Source organism: Flavobacterium sp. AC274 (assembly GCF_979258275.1).
Genome location: NZ_OZ409852.1, coordinates 2,035,909 through 2,054,715 on the forward strand (window position 1 = coordinate 2,035,909; position 18,807 = coordinate 2,054,715).

9 protein-coding genes and 1 pseudogene are annotated in these 18,807 nt (G+C 34.5%); 7 read left to right on the top strand and 3 right to left on the bottom strand.

The window, feature by feature from the left end; genetic code table 11:
• Nucleotides 1-2: 2 nt before the first annotated feature.
• From ACZZZT_RS09630 to ACZZZT_RS09640, 3 genes are all read right to left on the bottom strand, one after another.
• Nucleotides 3-3,353 (bottom strand): SusC/RagA family TonB-linked outer membrane protein, encoded by a 3,351-nt coding sequence (locus ACZZZT_RS09630; RefSeq protein ID WP_463460195.1) that lies wholly within the window; start codon nt 3,351-3,353, stop codon nt 3-5.
• 26 nt (nt 3,354-3,379) lie between these two features.
• Nucleotides 3,380-5,977 (bottom strand): zinc-dependent metalloprotease, encoded by a 2,598-nt coding sequence (locus ACZZZT_RS09635; RefSeq protein WP_463460196.1) that lies wholly within the window; start codon nt 5,975-5,977, stop codon nt 3,380-3,382.
• A gap of 106 nt (nt 5,978-6,083) precedes the next feature.
• On the bottom strand, nt 6,084-7,349 hold the full coding sequence (locus ACZZZT_RS09640; protein WP_463460197.1) for a histidine kinase: 1,266 nt from the start codon (nt 7,347-7,349) through the stop codon (nt 6,084-6,086).
• Between the two features lie 547 nt (nt 7,350-7,896).
• Here ACZZZT_RS09640 and ACZZZT_RS09645 point away from each other — a divergent pair.
• The 7 genes and pseudogenes from ACZZZT_RS09645 to ACZZZT_RS09675 all read left to right on the top strand — a co-directional run bounded on the left by ACZZZT_RS09645 (nt 7,897) and on the right by ACZZZT_RS09675 (nt 18,729).
• The gene (locus tag ACZZZT_RS09645; protein WP_302097103.1) at nt 7,897-8,493 is read left to right on the top strand and encodes a TetR/AcrR family transcriptional regulator; all 597 of its coding nucleotides are present in this window, start codon (nt 7,897-7,899) and stop codon (nt 8,491-8,493) included.
• Between the two features lie 6 nt (nt 8,494-8,499).
• Nucleotides 8,500-8,727 (top strand): hypothetical protein, encoded by a 228-nt coding sequence (locus tag ACZZZT_RS09650; protein WP_073395314.1) that lies wholly within the window; start codon nt 8,500-8,502, stop codon nt 8,725-8,727.
• Nucleotides 8,728-8,748: 21 nt separating this feature from the next.
• Nucleotides 8,749-10,011 carry an MFS transporter gene (locus ACZZZT_RS09655; RefSeq protein ID WP_073395313.1) on the top strand — a complete coding sequence of 421 codons (1,263 nt, stop codon included), beginning with the start codon at nt 8,749-8,751 and terminating at the stop codon, nt 10,009-10,011.
• Nucleotides 10,012-10,468: 457 nt separating this feature from the next.
• Nucleotides 10,469-11,479 carry a LacI family DNA-binding transcriptional regulator gene (locus ACZZZT_RS09660; protein WP_463460198.1) on the top strand — a complete coding sequence of 337 codons (1,011 nt, stop codon included), beginning with the start codon at nt 10,469-10,471 and terminating at the stop codon, nt 11,477-11,479.
• 306 nt (nt 11,480-11,785) lie between these two features.
• The gene (locus ACZZZT_RS09665; protein WP_463460199.1) at nt 11,786-14,875 is read left to right on the top strand and encodes a SusC/RagA family TonB-linked outer membrane protein; all 3,090 of its coding nucleotides are present in this window, start codon (nt 11,786-11,788) and stop codon (nt 14,873-14,875) included.
• A 10-nt stretch (nt 14,876-14,885) separates the two neighbouring features.
• Nucleotides 14,886-16,403 carry a SusD/RagB family nutrient-binding outer membrane lipoprotein gene (locus ACZZZT_RS09670; RefSeq protein WP_463460200.1) on the top strand — a complete coding sequence of 506 codons (1,518 nt, stop codon included), beginning with the start codon at nt 14,886-14,888 and terminating at the stop codon, nt 16,401-16,403.
• A gap of 338 nt (nt 16,404-16,741) precedes the next feature.
• Nucleotides 16,742-18,729: pseudogene (locus tag ACZZZT_RS09675) on the top strand (beta-mannosidase).
• Nucleotides 18,730-18,807: the final 78 nt, after the last annotated feature.

The window sequence follows — 18,807 nt, forward strand, 5'->3', positions numbered from 1 at the left end:
GTTTAAAAAGTTAAGTTACATCCTATAGATATTGATCTCGGGATTGGTTGTGCGTAGATGTTTCCGAATGTTTCAGGATCAAAATATCCTTTATAATCAGAGCTTACAACAAATAGGTTTCTTCCTTCTATACTAAATCTAATATCTTCCATGAAAACACTATTAGTTGCTTTTTTAGGTAATGAATATCCTAAACGTACACTGCTTAATCTCATATAACTCATATCATGAACCCATGTATCTAATAAAGCGTAATTATTTGTTTCGCTTTGGCCAGAATACCACATGTATGTCATCCATGTATCATCTCCTGTTCCAGAGTTTCTACCATTAATTCCAGGTAAATTAGTATTTGTATTTGTTGGAGACCATGCATTCAAAATATCCGTAGAATAATTTTGTCCGCGATCTACAGTTGTACCATTATAAGGAGGTCTCTCAACAACAGTTTGTTTAATGTTAAAAGTAGTAGCAATGGTTAGGTCAAAGTTATGTACTTTAAACGTGTTGATAAAACCTCCTGTAAATTTAGGGTCACGATCTCCTACGTAGGTGTAAAGGTTTCTCGTTTCTGCATTTGTTAAACCAGATTGTGTTAACTCTCCTGGTAAAAAAACTGCAAGTGGGTCATAAAGGGCAAAAAGGGTATTTGTATTTACGGTTTCTCCGTTTTTATTAATAAACAATGGGTATCCATTTTCATCAAGTCCTGCTGTTTTAAGGGCAAATACAGCATTAACAGGATGTCCTTCTTTTGATGGCAATAAGCTATTTTCTCTTACCTGAACACGATCAACATTACTCTTATTGTGAGAGAAATTAATAGTAGTATTCCATTGGAAATTAGGACGCTCAATATTTTTTGTTGTTAAGGCAATTTCATAACCTTTATTAGAGACTTGTGCCCAGTTTAAGTTAGAATACTCAAAACCATTCTCAACAGGAAGCGATTGTAAACCAATTAAATCAGTACTTTTTCTTCCGTAAACATCAGTTACTACACTTACACGGTTGTTAAACAAACCAAGATCAAAACCAAAGTTGGTATTGGTTGTTTTTTCCCATCTTAATTTATCGTTTGGTGGAGATGTTACATCTATAATAGGTTCTGTTTGTCCTGGTAAAATAGTTACGTTTTCGTATTGTCCAACTACAAAGGGAGATGTGTTTTTATCAATATTTCCTTGTAAACCATAAGAGGCACGCAATCTTAATGCAGAGATTGTTTGGTTTTCTTTTAAGAAATTTTCTTCTGATACTAACCAAGAACCAGAAATAGCCCATAATGGTAAGTATTTGTATTTAGGATCTACACCAAATAAATCAGATCCGTCGTAACGCACACTACCAAAAGCAGTATATTTTCTGTTGTATGTATAAGATGCAGTAGCGAAGAATGAAGCAAATGCATTTTCATTCTCTGTTTTTTGATACGTTCTGTATGGCGCATCTCCAGCAGTATCCTTATTAGGGAAAATAATTTGTTGCGTTGTTAAAGTTTGTGGATCAAATCCGAAGCCTTTAGTTGCAATAGAAGTATTTTTATTTCTTCTTAATTCGCTACCCGCCATTACCTCAACCTCGTGTTTTTGGTTGAAAACGGCACTGTAGTTTAACATTGTTTTCCAGTTGTACTGGAAAAAGTCTGTATTTGAATTTTGAATAATTCCACCTTCAGGAAGAAAATAAAAAGGATCTCCATCATCATTAATTCTTTTTGTGTTTTCTCTTACTTTTCTAGTGTAATATGTTTCTTTATCTGCAAATTTTTCAGAAGCGTTATTGTCAAATTGAAGACCTACCTGTGTAGTTGCTTTGAAGTTTTTAGTAATGTTATAATCAATATCAAGTATCGCTTTTATAGCTCTGTTTTTTAATTCGTAAGATGTGTTTTCTCTTTCTTCAAGAATATTAAAAGGAACATATACAGAATTGTTACTGTATCCGCTAATATCCTTGTCGTAGTTATAACTTCCATCAGCATTTAGTGGAGTTAAGTACGGGTTTACAGTTCTTGAGTAATTTGCAGGATTTGTAAAACCATCTGTATCTGAGATGTACGATTTTGTAGTACTTTGTGAACCAAAAATACTAATACCAACACGTAATTTATCACTTACTTCAAAGTTGTTTTTTAAAGTAAGGTTGTATCTGTCGAATCCGGTTCCAATTGTAGTTCCTTCTTCATTATAAGCACCCAAAGAGAAATAGTAGTCAGATTTTTCTCCACCACCAGATAAACTCAAACCGTATTGTGTATTTACTGCATCTTGGTACAATAAGTTACCCCAGTTTGTATTGTTGTTTCTTAATGCATTGATAGAATTTTGTGAATCTGTACTTAAAGCTGAAAAACCTCCTGCTCTGTAAGCTCCTAATTCATTAGCGCCATTTAAAATACGAGAAACTTGTCCGTTCTCACTTCTGTAAGTTAAATTTGGATCAGCAGCCATTCCTAATTCAAAATCAACTTTTTGAGATGAATTCATCAAGTTTAATTTAGAAAAGTCAGGTCTTTGTGTAAGGAAAGTATTGGTAGTAAAGTTTACTCTCATATTTCCTTTTCTACCTTTTTTAGTAGTAACAACGATAACCCCGTTTGCAGCTCTTGCCCCATAAATAGCAGTTGCAGAAGCATCTTTTAAGATCGTAATATCTTTAATATCTTCAGGGTTTAACCCTGCGATAGAAAAGTTAGTCAATTGATCAATGTTGTCTTTATCGTAATTTTGTGGAACATCATTTCCTTCTAAAGGCAAACCATCTAAAACCCATAAAGGATCTTGTGGACCTGAAAGCGAAGCTGTACCACGAATTCTCACTTTTGCGATTGTACCAGGAGCACCTGTATTTTGAGTAACGGCAACACCCGTAACCTGACCAATCAATAATTGATCAATACTGGCAACACCCGCTTGTTGAATGTCGATCATGTTAGCCTTACTAATAGCAGAAGTTAATTTTCTGGTTTCGATTTTTTGGTAACCTGTAACCACAACCTCTTTTAATTCTGCAGTTTCAGATTTTAAACTAACATTGTAGTTTTTTTGATTTGTAACTTCAAGTGATGTAGACTCATATCCGATATAAGTTACCCTTAAAAACTTTACGTTACCGTTTATTTGTAGTGAAAATGTACCATCAAAGTCAGTAACGGTACCAAGGCTTGAACTTTGAATTACACCTTTTTGTTGTGTGCTGTTTGAAATAGAAGCATTTTCTACAAAGACAGATACACCATATAGGGGCATACCATCTTTTGAATCTGTTACTTTTCCTTTAATAGTTCTGGTTTCCTGGGCATACCCGGACAGGGCAAGGAGAAAACTCAGCATGTAGAATAGATTTTTCATTCTGGAATTTGGGTTTGGTTAAAAATTTATAATGTGTTGTTTAATGCTCTTTCTATACGTTGAATCAGGTCGAAATAATGGTTTTTAGTTTCCTGGTTCCCGATGTTTCTTTTCGATTTTAATAATTGTAAAACCTGATTTAATTCTCCTTTTTTATCCGATGTTACTTCCGAAACTCTTTTCATGGCAGACTGATTAATATTGCGTGCCATTTTCGAATTATCCAAATAATCACACAATTGCGGCATGTTTAAGTTCTCCTGAATTTCGATACTCTTTTTAGGTTCTGTTTTTTCAAAAAGTTTGTTTGTTGATACAATTAAAACATCAACATAATTTTTCTGAGTCAGACGCTCTAAAATCGTAAGTGATTTATTCTGAATTGTCGAAGCAAAAATACTTTGACGTAACGTTTTAAATAATTGCGTTACCGTAAACACGTTTTCTTTCGTTTCATTACGCTGAAACAATTCGTTTTCAGTAATGCGCAACAAACGATCGTCGTTTAACATGCTATAAAGAATTCCGTATTGAAGTTCTCTTGCCAAAGTATAAGGCGTATACTCATAAGGCCCAAGTGGAGAATCTTTTAAAGGATTTGTTTTGTCTAAAATTGGATTGAAAAACAACCATTGAGGAAGCGTAATAGTGTTTTTTAATAAATAAGCCACAGCTCTTTTTTGTATCTCAGCCGGAACTGCAACATAACTCGCTTTATTATCACCGTGAACAGTTGTGTTTAAATAAACACCTCCAAGATTGCTTAATACGTGATAGTTATACAAATTCCATTGACCGATTGCGGCAATATAAAGTTTACCTGTTCCGTAGTAAGATTCATCTTTATCATACGTCCAGTCCAGAATATTGCTTACCACTCTTTTCAGGTTTTTAAGTCCGTATTCTCCGGCTTTCATGGCATCATTTCCTAAATCTTCAGATTGTGAACGCGGATCAATTGGAGCTTCTCCATCTTGTTGTTCTCCATAAAAATAAATAGGATCATTTTGATGTTTGGTAATCAAAGCGTTTAAAGCAGTATGTTCTTCATTTTCGTTAGCATACCATCTGTAACCCCATTCGATTGCGTATTTATCATATTCACCAATTTTTGGTGTAATCGCTTCTACATGATCTTCTGGCTGCGCTATATAATTGTATCGTGCATAATCCATAATAGAAGGAGCAGTGCCGCCCATTTTTGCCGTAAAAGCTGGAGATCGCAGCGATTCTACATCATAAGCAAATGAGGCGCCCATATTGTGTCTCAAACCAAAAGTGTGCCCCACTTCATGAGATGAAACAAAACGAATTGCTTCTCCCATATGTTCATCACTAAATTTGTTTCCTCTCGCTTTTGGGTCAATTGCACCGGTTTGTATGCGCATCCAGCTATGAAGTGACGTCATCACATTATGCCACCAGATAATATCTGATTCGATAATTTCGCCACTTCTTGGATCAACAACCGCTGGTCCCATCGCATTAGACTTTTGCGACGCAACATAAGTAATAACAGAATAACGAACGTCATCGATATCAAAATCAGTGTCTTCATCCGTAGGTTCTTTTGCAATAACAGCATTTTTAAAGCCCGCTTTTTCAAACGCAGCCTGCCAATCGCGAACCCCTTCTATTATATAGGAGCGCCATTGTTTAGGTGTCGATGGATCGATATAGTAAACAATGGGTTTCTTAGGCTCTACTAATTCGCCATTTTTATATTTTTCAAGGTCTTCTTTTTTAGGTTCTAATCTCCAGCGCGTAATTAATTCTCGCTCACGCATTGCCTGCTGATCATCGCTGAAATACCAGTGTTTTTCAGAGAAATAACCAACACGTTTGTCTGCAAAACGAGGCTGCATTGGCACTTTATCCAATAAAATAATATTGCTCGTCACACCAAGAGTTACCGATAAAGCAGGACCGCCTTCGAAAACCGAAGTGGTAAGCTGAGATTTAACAACAATATTTTTTGGAAACGTTTTCACACTTTCTATGTATGAAAGCTCAGATCTTACAGATCCGCCAAGACCAGTATTGCTTAAAACATCATTGAAACTCTTTTGTTTTCCGTCAAAAACTTTATTTACTTTGATTACGATCGAAGTAGAATCGTTGTTTTTTGTTTCAATATCAAAAACTTCTATAATAGATTCCGAAAAATTAGCATTTACAGAACCCGTTATAGCATCTCCAACAGGTGAAGAAACTTTAGGTACAGATGATTTTACCCAAACTTTTTTTGCAACAAGATCTTTATGAAAAGTAATAATCTTGTTTTCGTAGTTCATTCCTCTGTTAAGTCCGGCATCGTTAACCGGCATTGGAACGCTTGAAATTTTATTAACCACCAAAAATTCTCTTTGAAACAAAGAATCATTGATTTCTAAATACAAATCTGATTTTACCTGAATGGTATTAAACAAACCTTTTTTAAAAGTTCCCTTTTTAACAAGATCGTTGTAATTCTTCCCTTTTGAAGATTTAAGAGAATCGGCAACCTGTTCGGTTTTGTCTTTGTCTTTTTTATTCTTTTTTTGAGAAACCACAGAACCGGTACTCAATAGTACAGTTGCTAAAACAACGGTTTTTAGGTTTATCAGCAATGCCTTTTCCCTCATGATGAAAGTTAAGTTTAGGTTAATTTTTGCCGAAATTATTCTGTAAATAATGTTAAAAAAAACAAAATGGAGTGAGTGGCTTTTTTTGGGAGTGAATGTTTTCTTTTTAGCCAATAAGCGGTAAAATGCAAGTAAAATCCCCGTCTTTTTTGTAGGCCTGAAAATGAGTTTTTGAGTAATAAGAATAAATACTTTCTAAGTATTTGTGACCAAATTTAGACTCTTGTCCAAAGCTAGGTTTCTCGTTTAGATTATTGGTAATAACAACCTCATTTTCTCTAATTTCGATGTTGATTTTAAGAGGGGTTTCGTCAGAAGCAATATTGTGTTTTATGGCGTTTTCAATAGCAATCTGAAAAGCCAGATACGGAACTTTCTTCAACAAAACATTTTCATCATCAATAGTATTAATGGTAAAAACGAATTCTTCCTTAAAACGGGTTTGCTGTAAAAAGATATATTTTTCGATAAAAAGTAATTCTTCCTGCAGCGTAACGATATTCTGCACCGGCGGATTAATAAGATATCGGTAAATTTTCGAAAGATTCAAAGTAAACTTACGTGCTACGCCCGTATCACTGTCAATAAGCATATACAGCGAATTGAGCGAATTGAATAAAAAATGCGGATTAATCTGCTCTTTCAGCTGTTGTAACTGAATGAGGGCTTTCTCTTTATTTATCTTTTCATTTTCGAGAAGAAGCCTGTTTTTTTCTTTTGATAAAACAGCTTTTTCCTTAAAAGTCTTTTTATTAAAAATAGTAAACAGATAGAAAAACAAAATCAATATCGAAGTCGTAATGACATATATTAACGAAGCGTATTTTTTGACAGCCTCAACATCTTCACTTCCAATTTCTTTGGGTGAGCTCACACTAATATACCAGTTTGTATTTTTTACATTCAGTCGTTTTGTATATCGTACAATATCTAATTTCAGATATTCAGAAAGCGCAATTTTTTTACCATAAAACTCGTCATTGATAAACGTAGTATCTTTCGGAGTCATATTGGTAATCTTAAAAACATTTTGATTCAGAAGTTTTACTTCCGGATGATAAAGAATTGTTCCTTTTTTATCAAAAACAAAAGCGTAATTGGGTAAATTCTTATTGATGTTCTTAAAATAAGATTGCAGTGATTTAAGATCAACATCAAAACCGTATCGAACAATGGTTCCGTTTTCTGAAATAGATTTAAAATAAATACGCCAAAAAATGTTTTCATTATCCTTAACAATACTACTCGATTGATTTTTAGCGTTATTTTTTAGAATTAAATCTTTTATAGTAGCATCAAGATTTGAATCGCTTTTAGAAGTAGTAAATTCTATTTTACCATTATTGATCTGAAACCAATTATTTTTAATCAAACTATCATTGGCATGAATCGTACTTAAAACCTTTAAATGATCGGCAAGATTTTGTGCATTACTAATTTTGATAATATGATCTAGCTCTTTTTGTGTGTCCAGAAAACGTGAAAATTCCTGTTGTACAACTTCTTCTCTTTAAGAAAGTTGCGATGTGTACTTTCTGTATTCGATTTTTCGGTTATCTGCGTAATCAAATTACTTAATACATAAAGAGAAAGCAATGTAAGGGCAATAAAAATAATTCCTAAAATGAAAAAGTTTCGGCCTGAAAAGATATTTTTTAAAGTGAATTTCAAAGATGTTTTTTAAATAAAGGAATATTAATTGTGGATTTTTTTTGCCGGGCAAATATAGTATTTCTTTTAAATCGATTTTGAATTAAACCCTTGATATTGGTGATTTTACTTTGTTTTTACTGCTCTTGTAAAGGTTTACTGATTTAATCAATACTTAAGAAAGTAAAAAAAATTACGCTTCATAAAAAAATAATAAATAAAAGAATGTTCATTCATTTATTATTTTAACTTTGCTAAAAATAGTTGTCATGAGAATAAGAGATATAGATAAAGAAAATTTGGTCATTGAAAATGCAATCGATCAAATTGTACGAGATGGATTTCAGGGTTTTAGCATGAATAAATTAGCAAAAGCCTGTTCTATTTCTGTCGCCACTTTATATATCTATTACAAAGACAAAGATGATTTGATTCAAAAAATAGGCGGAAAAATGGCATTAAAGTTCTTTTCGGGAACTGTTAAAGATTTTTCGCCGGATATGTCCTTTGAAGAAGGTTTGTGGAAACAATGGGAAAACCGCGCCAACTTTACGATGAAATATCCAAAAGAAGTTGCATTTTTTGAAATAATCAAACATTCGCCTCATGCAGAAACTATTTTAGATTCAATTAAAGAGTTTTCAGATTTCAGGGCTATTATGAAACAGTTTATTGACAACGGACTGGAAAATAAAGAGCTAATTCCGATGACATTTGAAGCTTTTTGGAGCATCGCTTATGGGCCATTATATACTTTACTGAATTTTCACACCGAAGGTAAAAGTATGGGAGGAAAACCATTTGTGTTGACCAAAGAAATAATGAGAGAAGCTTTTCAGGCGACTATTAAAGCATTAAAACCATGAAAAATTATGGAAACAGATTTACACAAAATACACATTTTTAAAACAAACATTGATAAAATATATCCGGATTGTGCCATCAATACAACATTGGGCAATCACAAGGATATTCAGCAATGGAGTGTCGATTGTGAAGATGTCGATCGTGTACTTCGCGTTGTTTCAGAAACGCTGCAGCCAGAAGTAATTATCGGCATCATCAATGAACTTGGCCACGAGTGCCAGGAATTACCTTAATCAAAATATCACCAATCTTATATGGAAAAAAATACAACAGAAAGCTTTGCTTTTACTTCACATCAAAAAATAATTATTGCCATACTGGCACTTTTACAATTTACCGTTATACTCGATTTTATGGTAATTTCCCCATTGGGAGATATCCTGATGAAAACATTGGATATGACAACTGCAAACTTTGGTTTTGCTGTTTCTGCTTACGCCTTTAGTGCCGGAATTTCAGGATTGCTTGCCGCAGGTTTTGCTGATAAGTTTGACAGAAAAAAACTCTTGATTTTCTTTTACACCGGTTTCATTATCGGAACTGTTTTTTGTGCCCTTTCTACAAGTTATTTAATGTTGCTGATGGCAAGAATTGTTACCGGGCTTTTTGGTGGCGTTATTGGTTCGGTTTCATTGGCAATTGTAACCGATTTATTTGTTATTCAGCAAAGAGGACGTGTTATGGGTTTTATTCAAATGGCATTTGCAACCAGTCAGATTTTGGGTATTCCCGTAGGATTATATTTTGCAAATAACTGGGGCTGGCATTCGGCATTTATTATGATTGCCGTTTTGGGAGTGCTTATTTTAATTGCCATAATTACACAAATGCAGCCCATAACCAAACACTTAGAACTGCAGTCAGAAAAAAATCCTTTTTTGCATCTTTGGCACACATTAAGCAACAAACATTATCAGGTAGGATTTACAGCAATCGCCTTTCTTTCTGTTGGAGGTTTTATGCTGCAGCCATTTGGCACCGCCTATTTGGTAAACAACATTCATATCAGTCATCTTCAATTGCCAATGGTATTTTTCTTCACCGGACTTTCGGTGCTTTTTATAATGCCTTTGATTGGAAAATTGAGTGATAAAGTAAGTAAGTTTAAATTGTTTGCGGCAGGATCAGTGATTTCTGTTATAATGATTTTAATTTACACCAATCTTGATCCAATTCCGTTATGGGAAATTGTCGTAATCAATATGATTCTTTTTATGGGAATTATGAGCCGTATGATTCCTGCAACAACGCTTAATACAGCAATTCCCGAAATGAAAGATCGCGGTGCTTATATGTCTATTACTTCATCTTTGCAACAAATTGCTGGTGGAATTGCAGCCGTTTGTGCCGGGTTTATTGTTCATCAGGAAACGAAAACTTCGCCATTAGAAAACTATGATATACTGGGTTATGTAATTGCAGTCGTTACATTAATGACAGTATTTTTAATGTGGAGGGTAAACCAATTGGCAAAATCAAAAGATAAAGCTTTGGAAACGCCTGTTATTATCGAATAAAATTTCAAAATACTTAAAATAAAAATCCTTGTAAACTTATGTTTACAAGGATTTTTTATGTTTAATCCGTAAATGTAATATCGAAAAAAATAAGTCGTATTGCTGGTGTTTTACACCCTTATTCTGCAGTTCCCGAAGAGGAACAGGATTACTACATATCAAACAGTCACGGCTGCCCAATGGTAAGCGAAAACTTCTTTAAAAGACTCGAAAAAATCATAGACAACTCTAAATCAAATATCATTTTGAACGTTTATTACTAATAAATCGTAATGGTCAAAATAACCTTATAAAAAAATAATTATTTGCTAAATGCTTATATTTGCTAATGATTATTCTAATTTAGTTGAATAAAAAAACGATTTATTCAAAAAAATAATTACAAAATCGTTTTAGTAATTGTTTTTGCATATATTTGTGATATCGTTAATAAGCTTACAAAACCACAATCTGCTGAATGAAAAAGATTACTATTAAGGATATTGCTACAGAAGCCGAAGTATCCATATCTACGGTATCTTTTGTCATTAATGGTAAGGGAGAGAAAATGGGAATTAGTGGTACTGTTATTAAAAAAGTACAAGATGTAGCAGAAAGGCTTAACTATAGACCAAGCATGATAGCGACCAGTCTTAGAACCGGAAAAACGCGATCTATTGGTTTAATTGTTGAAGATATTTCCAATCAGTTCTTTGCTGATTTGGCCAGAGTTATTGAAGACGAAGCTAAAAATATCGATTACAGAGTTTTTTATTGCAGTACAGGCGATGATGATGAACGTTCACAAGAATTAATACACAGTCTTTTACAGGCAAACGTAGATGGTTTTATTATAACTCCCACAAAAAATCTGGAAGAAAGTGTTGAACTTCTTATAAAATTGAAAAAACCCGTAGTTTTAATAGACAGGTATTTTCCGGGACAAAGAGTAAGCCATGTTGCAATGGATAATTACGAAGCATCAAATTCAGCTACTAAATTCCTGATTAATAAAGGCTGTAAGAATATTGCAGTTGTTAATAATACTTCCGAAATGATTCAGATGTCATTGAGGGAAGATGGTTGCAGAGACGCATTGAAAGAAGCCGGAATTTATAAAGATTCACTTGTTCTTCACATGGAATACCACAGCGATGAACAAAACAGAATTGCAGCTGTAGTAGAATTTTTTCAGAAGAATAAAGAAATCGATGCCGTTATATTTCTAACGAATTATATGGGACTTACAGGTTTACAAGCTTTTAAAGATATGGGAATCAGAATTCCGCAGGATATTTCGGTTGTTAGTTTTGACGATCATGACAGTTTTAAATTACATACGCCAACCATTACAGTGATTGAACAGCCAATAAAAGAAATTGCTGTTAAATCAATACAATTGTTAATGAGTCAGATGACTGATATGGAGGTTTATAAAGTAGAAAAGAGCCTTAAAAAAGGAAAATTGATTATAAGAGAATCGGTGTAAAAACCAGCTTGAAATAGGAAAAAAATAAAAGCAAATTGATTTTGTTTTTTTTAACCGTTTTTACTAAATCGTTTTAGTAAAATTTTAGTTGAGTAAAATAAATAATCCGCAATACAGTTATATCTGGTTTGCTATATCGATTGCGTGAAATATAGAAAGTCTATGTTGCTATTAACCAATAGTATTCAATGCGTGGAGACCACTGAATACCATATACAATTGAGTTCAAATTTTTATTAATTATTAAAACAAGCAGATTAAACAAAACAAAACAAAATCAAAACAAAATTAAACCAAAAAATGCTTATGAAACGAATATTGGCAATGTTAGCGATGGTATTGTTGAGCAGCTTAGGAGCTGTAGCACAAAACCGCTTAATAACAGGCATAGTAGCAGATGGAGACAACAAGGGAGTTGTTGCTGCATCAATCGAAGTTCAGGGAAAACCTTTTAGCGCAATTACAGACGCTGAAGGCCGATTTAGAATGAACGTTCCGGAAGGTAAAGTTACTTTAAATGTATCTTCTATGGGTTTTGTATCAAAATCAGTAGTACTTCAGGAAAATGAAACCAGAATTTCAGTTGTATTGGTAGAAAATACACAGGAATTAAAAGATGTTGTTGTAACTTCATTTGGGGTTAAAAAACAGCGAAAAAGTTTAGGATACGCAGTTGGAGAACTAAAAGGAGACGACCTGACAAAAAATAAAGAAATCAATTTAGGAAATGCACTTCAGGGAAAAATTGCCGGAGTAAACGTTTCTGCGCCCGTTACAGGTCCATCCGGGTCAAGCCGTGTTGTAATTCGTGGAGCAACTTCTGCTTCGGGACTTAACCAGCCCTTATATGTTGTAGATGGTATTCCGATAGACAATAGTCAGCAAGGAAATGCCGGAATGTACGGAGGAGCCGATAAAGGAGATGGGATGTCCTCTTTCAATCCTGATGATATCGCTTCGATGTCTGTATTAAAAGGTAGTGCAGCTTCTGCACTTTACGGGTACAGAGGATCAAACGGTGTTATTTTGATTACAACTAAAAAAGGAAAAAGCGGAACTGGAATTGGAGTAGATTTTAGTACAAATTCTACCTTCAATACACCAGCAACTCTTTTACATTGGCAGGATCAATACGGAGCTGGAGCGCCTGTAAATGGTGTTGCAACAAGATTTACAAGTTTACAGGAACTTAGGGATTCTTACTATTTTGCCTGGGGTGATAAATACGACGGAACCCCTTCTATTGGTATCGATGGAACGACAAGACCATATCAGGCATACGGACAAGACAACGTTAAAAATTTCTACAGAACCGGATATTCTTTCAGTAATACTTTAGCAATTTCCGGAGGAAACGAAACGACTAATTTCAGGTTATCTTTTGGAAATACTAAAGACGAATCTATTTTGCCAGGAACGAACTTTGGAAGAAATAACGTGACTTTGAGCTTGAATTCAGCGCCAAACAAAAAGGTAAGCATAGAGACAAATGCACAGTATATTTCTGAGAAAAGTCATAACAGACCTTATTTGAATGACTCTCCAAGAAACCCGTCTTTTCCGGTTACTTTTATGACTCCGGGAACAGACATTAGATGGATCAACAATGCATATGATGAAAATGGAGGAGAGGCAGACTATTTTGCCTCAAATGTATATCAGACAAATCCATATTTTGCTACGCAGGAAGACCTGAACAACGATCTTAGAAAACGTTTTATAGGTTCTGCAAAAGTAAATTATAATATTACCGATAAAATTTACGCAAAAGCTGTAGTGGGTATCGATGATATTAATTATGAATTTACAGAGATCGAACCAACCGGAATTAACTATGCACCGGGAGGAGCTTATGAAAACACAGTTCAAAACCGTTCTGAGTTTAATGCTTCAGGTTATTTAGGATACAAAGGCGATATCGTTAAAAATCTTTCTTTAGATGCTTTTATCGGAGCAAACCGTCAGGATAACAGAATGAGTGGTATTAAAATGAGAGGAAATAACTTCATAGTTCCGTTCAAGTATTTTTATGCAAACACTCAGCCTGTAAAAACAGAAAAATTATTTTCTGAAAGCCAGGTAAATTCACTTTTTTATTCAGCAGATTTAGGGTATAAAGATTTCTTGTATGTGAGTTTAACGGGCCGTGAAGATTGGTTTTCAACTTTAGATCCGGCAAATAACAGTACTTTTTACCCATCTGTGAGTACGAGTTTTATTTATTCTGAAGTAATTAAATTACCGGAATGGATGTCTTATGGTAAAATTAGAGCAGGTTGGGGTAATGTTGGTGGAGCTTTGCCGGATGCTTATGCTTTATCACTAACTTATACTGCGCCAGACGGACAAACAGATTCGCAAGGACAGCCAATTTTAGGTATTAATGGAGAAACAGTTCCAAACAAATATTTAAAACCTTATAATGTAAGTACAATCGAATTTGGTTTCGAAAATACATTTTTCAACAACAGATTAAGTACAGATTTGACTTTTTACCAAAAAAGAACAACGAATGATATTGCCGATGCTGATATTTCTAAAGCTTCCGGTTACAGAACTACAAAAATCAATGTGGGAGAAATCCTGAATCAGGGTGTTGAATTTGCCGTAAATGTAAAAGCAGTAAAAACACCTAATTTTAGCTGGAGTGTTGGTTACAATTTTGCTTACAACGAAAGTGAAGTTGTTAATCTTTCCGATAAAATTCCAACAAAACTTTTAGATGATAACAGAGATGCAAGAGCTTCAGTAGTATTAGAGAAAGGACAGCCTTTTGGTGTAATCAAAGCTTATGATTATTTGAGAGATGCAAACGGAAATATTGTACTTGACCCAAGCGGTAAATTCCTTAGAGGAAACTTAATCATTGCAGGACAAGGTGTTGCGCCAACTTCAATGGGACTTTCAAATGATTTCTCTTATAAAAATTTCACACTTTCTGTTTTCGTAGATGCGAAATTTGGAGGAGAAATTTATTCTGCAACAAACCAATTAGGAATGCGTTACGGATTATCTGAAGCTTCGCTTCCTGGCCGTGAAGGCGGAGTTGCAGTTTCAGGAACTGATACTAACGGAAATCCTGTAAACACAACCGTTTCTGCATACGATTACTGGAGAAGTTATAGCGATGTAACATCAAATTTTGTTTACGATGCTGATTTTGTAAAACTAAGAGCAATCTCTTTTAGCTACAATTTTCCAAAAGAGTATATCAAAAAAACACCTTTCCAATCGATTAGTCTAGCATTCTCTGCCCATAATTTATGGACAATTTATGACAAAGTGCCTAATATCGATCCAGAGTCAAACTATAATAATAGTAATGCTCAGGGACTTGAAAGAGCTTCTATGCCTTTGACAAGAAATTATGGTTTAACACTTAATGTCAAATTCTAATAATAAAAAGATGAAAAATAAAGCTATAAAAATATTTTGTATCGCAATTGTTAGTGCCATGACATTAGCATCATGCGATAAAGGATTTGAAGAAATGAATACGAATCCAAATGCCTTAACAGATCCTGCAATAAAATCGATGTTTACACTTGCTGAGATTTATGTTGACGGTCAGGATTTTTCTAATACACGAGGAAATAACATTTATGCAGCACAAATCGTACAGCAATTTTCTTCACCAGGAGGAGCAGGTTCAAAATACACCTATTCTTCTGAATATTCAGCGGCTCTTTTTGGAGAATCTTACGGAAAAGGATTGAACCAGATTTATCAGTTAATGTCGGTTTTACCAAACACTGATGAAAATTCAAACACAATTCAGGCTTTAAGAATTATGAAAGTTTTAATGTTTCAAAAACTAACAGATACTTATGGAGAAGTTCCTTATTTTGAAGCAGGAAAAGGATACAATGGAAATATTTTTACCCCAAAATATGACACTCAGGAAGCTATTTACAATGACCTTTTAAAAGAATTAGACGAAGCCGGAACAGCATTGGATGCTAACAAAGGTTTTGTTGGTGCAGCAGATTTGTATTACCAAAGCGATGTTGCAAGATGGAAAAAATTGGCCAATTCCGTAATGCTAAGAGTAGCGATGCGTTTATCTAAAGTAAATCCGGCTAAAGCTAAAGAATATGTAGAAAAAGCAGTTTCAAAAGGTGTTTTTACTTCAAATGATGACAGCCTTGTTTTAAAACATGATGCAGGTCCGCAAGGAGTTAGAACAAACCCAATTACATCTGCATGGGTTACAAATGATTTAAACAAAGGAGAATCAAACATAAAATTCAGTAAAACATTTATCGATTTATTGAAAAACACAAACGATCCGCGTTTAAGAATTTATGCCAAATTAGAAGCAACGGGAGACAACAACCCTGCAAACCAACAAGGTCTTGCCAATGATGCTAAAGACTTTCCGGGAGGAGACAAAAAAGTTTTCTCAGACCCAAATACTTCAACCGTATTACGTTTAGATGCACCAACATTAATTATGTCATATGCCGAAGTTCAATACATATTGGCAGAAGCAGCAGTAAAAGGCTGGAACGTTGGCGGAAGTGCACAGCAATATTATGAAAACGGTGTAAAAGCAGCAATGGAAATACTAACCATTTTTGGAGACAAAGTTCCAGCCGTTACAAGTGCAGAATACAACACTTACATCACCACTTATCCGTTTAAAACTGCAGGAACTGATGCTGAAAAAATCGAACAGATTATCACTCAAAAATGGATTGTATTGTTGTTTAATGGTTTTGAAGCTTTTTCAGAATACAGAAGAACAGGATATCCGGTTTTAGTTCCGGTAAATGATCCTACGGGAGAAACAAACGGAACAATTCCGAGAAGATTAATCTACGATCAGTCAGAGCTTTTAACAAATGCAGATAATTATCAACAAGCAATAAGCCGTCAGGGATTAGACAGAATGACAACCAGAATCTGGTGGGATAAGCAATAGTTTAAATTTAGTCAGTTAGTTGAGTTTTTGACTTAAGCCGGGTAGGATTACCTGTACCGCGCCCGGCTTATTTTTTTGAAGGTTCAGAGGGACAGAGATTCAAAGAGACAAAGCTTTGCGAACTTACATCAACTTTTTATGCTCAAACCTCAAAAAAACTTTGCGTCCCGAGACTTCGGGATTGCGTAAAACCTTTGCGAACTCTGCGGTTAAATTTTTATGTTCAAAAGGAAGAAAAAATTACACTTTACAGTAAATTTATATTCAAAGATTATCAGAAAAAATCCGCCTAAATCAGCGTCATCCGCTTTCCGTTACTTGCAGTAAAAAAATAAAAAATGAAATTTATAAAAAACTTTTATTGGTTAATATGTCTTTATATTGCGAATTTCTCATTTGTAGTCAATGCTCAAAATATTGATATAAAAGAAGATTGGCAATATCGGGAAACAAAAACTGATAAATGGTTTCCAGCCACAGTGCCGGGAGAAATTCACACTGATTTATTGAATAATAAAGCAATTCCGGATCCATTTTACAGAGACAATGAAAAAAAGTACAATGGATAGAAAAGAAAGACTGGGAATACAAAACTACTTTTAAAGTTACGGCATCAACATTAAAAAAGAAAAATACAGAACTGGTTTTTGATGGGTTAGATACCTACGCAACAGTTTATCTAAACAACCAATTGGTTTTAAAAGCTGATAACATGTTCCGTCAATGGCGTGTAGATGTAAAGAAAATTTTAAAATCAGGAAATAATGATTTGGTTGTTGTTTTCAAATCGGCACAAAATGTAGTCGATTCATTGGCAAAAAAAGATTTTCCCTTTATAATTCCCGATAATCCGCGAGCTTATGTTCGCAAAGCACAATACCATTTTGGATGGGATTGGGGACCAAAATTCACCACATGTGGAATATGGAAAACGCCGCGTTTAGAAGCTTATGATGAAAAATCTTCGGAGAAACCATACGTTCTAAATCGCAAAATAGAATTAATACAACAGCCTGACAGTCTTGGTAAATCATTTTATTTTAAAATTGATGGAAAACCAGTTTATATGAAAGGCGCTAATTATATCCCGTCAGATGCTTTTCTTTCGAGAATGAACAAAAAAGAATATGAAAAAGTAATTGCTCTTGCCAAAGATGCCAATATGAATATGCTTCGTGTTTGGGGCGGCGGTATTTACGAAGACGATTATTTTTATGATTTATGTGATCAATACGGAATCAATGTCTGGCAGGATTTTATGTTTGCCGGAACAATGGTGCCGGGCGACAAAGCTTTTTTTGATAATGTAAAAGAAGAAGTTCAGTATCAGGTAAAACGCCTGCGACATCATCCGAGTATTGTTTTATGGTGCGGAAACAATGAAGCCGATGAAGCTTTTAAAAGTTGGGGCTGGCAAAAAAACATGAAAATGTCTAAACAAGATTCAACCCGTTTGTGGCATGATTACGTACGATTGTTTCACGACAGTATTCCGAAATGGGTAAAAGAAGTCGACGGAAAAAGACCTTACATTAGCTCTTCACCTTTATTTCATTGGTCAAAAGAAAAGAGTACTACCCAAGGCGACAGTCATTATTGGGGAACGTGGTGGGGTTTGCAGGATATCGAAATCACAGAGAAAAAAACAGGACGTTTTGTGAGCGAATACGGAATGGAAGCAATGCCTAATTATTCTTCAATAGAAAAATTTACCCTGCCCGAAGACCGATATTTATATTCAGATATTCTCGAAGCACATCAAAAAGCCGGAAAAGGATTTACGAAATTAGAATCTTATTTGAATCGCTATTTCATCAGTTCAGAAAAAATAAAAAAGATGTCTGTCGAAGATTATACCTATCTCACACAATGTCTGCAATATTTTGCTTTAAAAAATATCATCGGAATCCATCGTTCAAAAGCACCCTACAATATGGGAACTTTAGTTTGGCAACTCAACGATTGCTGGCCCGTAGCAAGCTGGAGCGTAACCGATTATTACGATCGACAGCCCAAAGCGGCATGGTACGCGATGAAAGAAGCCTATCGGGATGACAAAACCCCTGAAATTGAGTTAACACGCCCAATCGATTTAAAACTCGAAGATCCAAAAATAACATGGGTAGTAAAAGGAAATAAAGTAACTTTAAAAGCTGTGAAACCAGCAAAATATGTATATGTTTCCATAAAAGGATATACCGGAAAATGGAGCGATAATTACATAGATTTGAAAGAAGGAGAAGAAAAAACAATTTCTTTTGAAGGGAAAATTAAAGAGCCAGTTATTAAAGTTTTTTCTTTATATGAGGTTTTGAAGAAATATTAATTAAGGTTCTATCCCGAAGCTTCGGGACTGAGATACTAAGGTACTAAGGTTTTAGGTTCAAAGTGGCAAAGGTTCAGA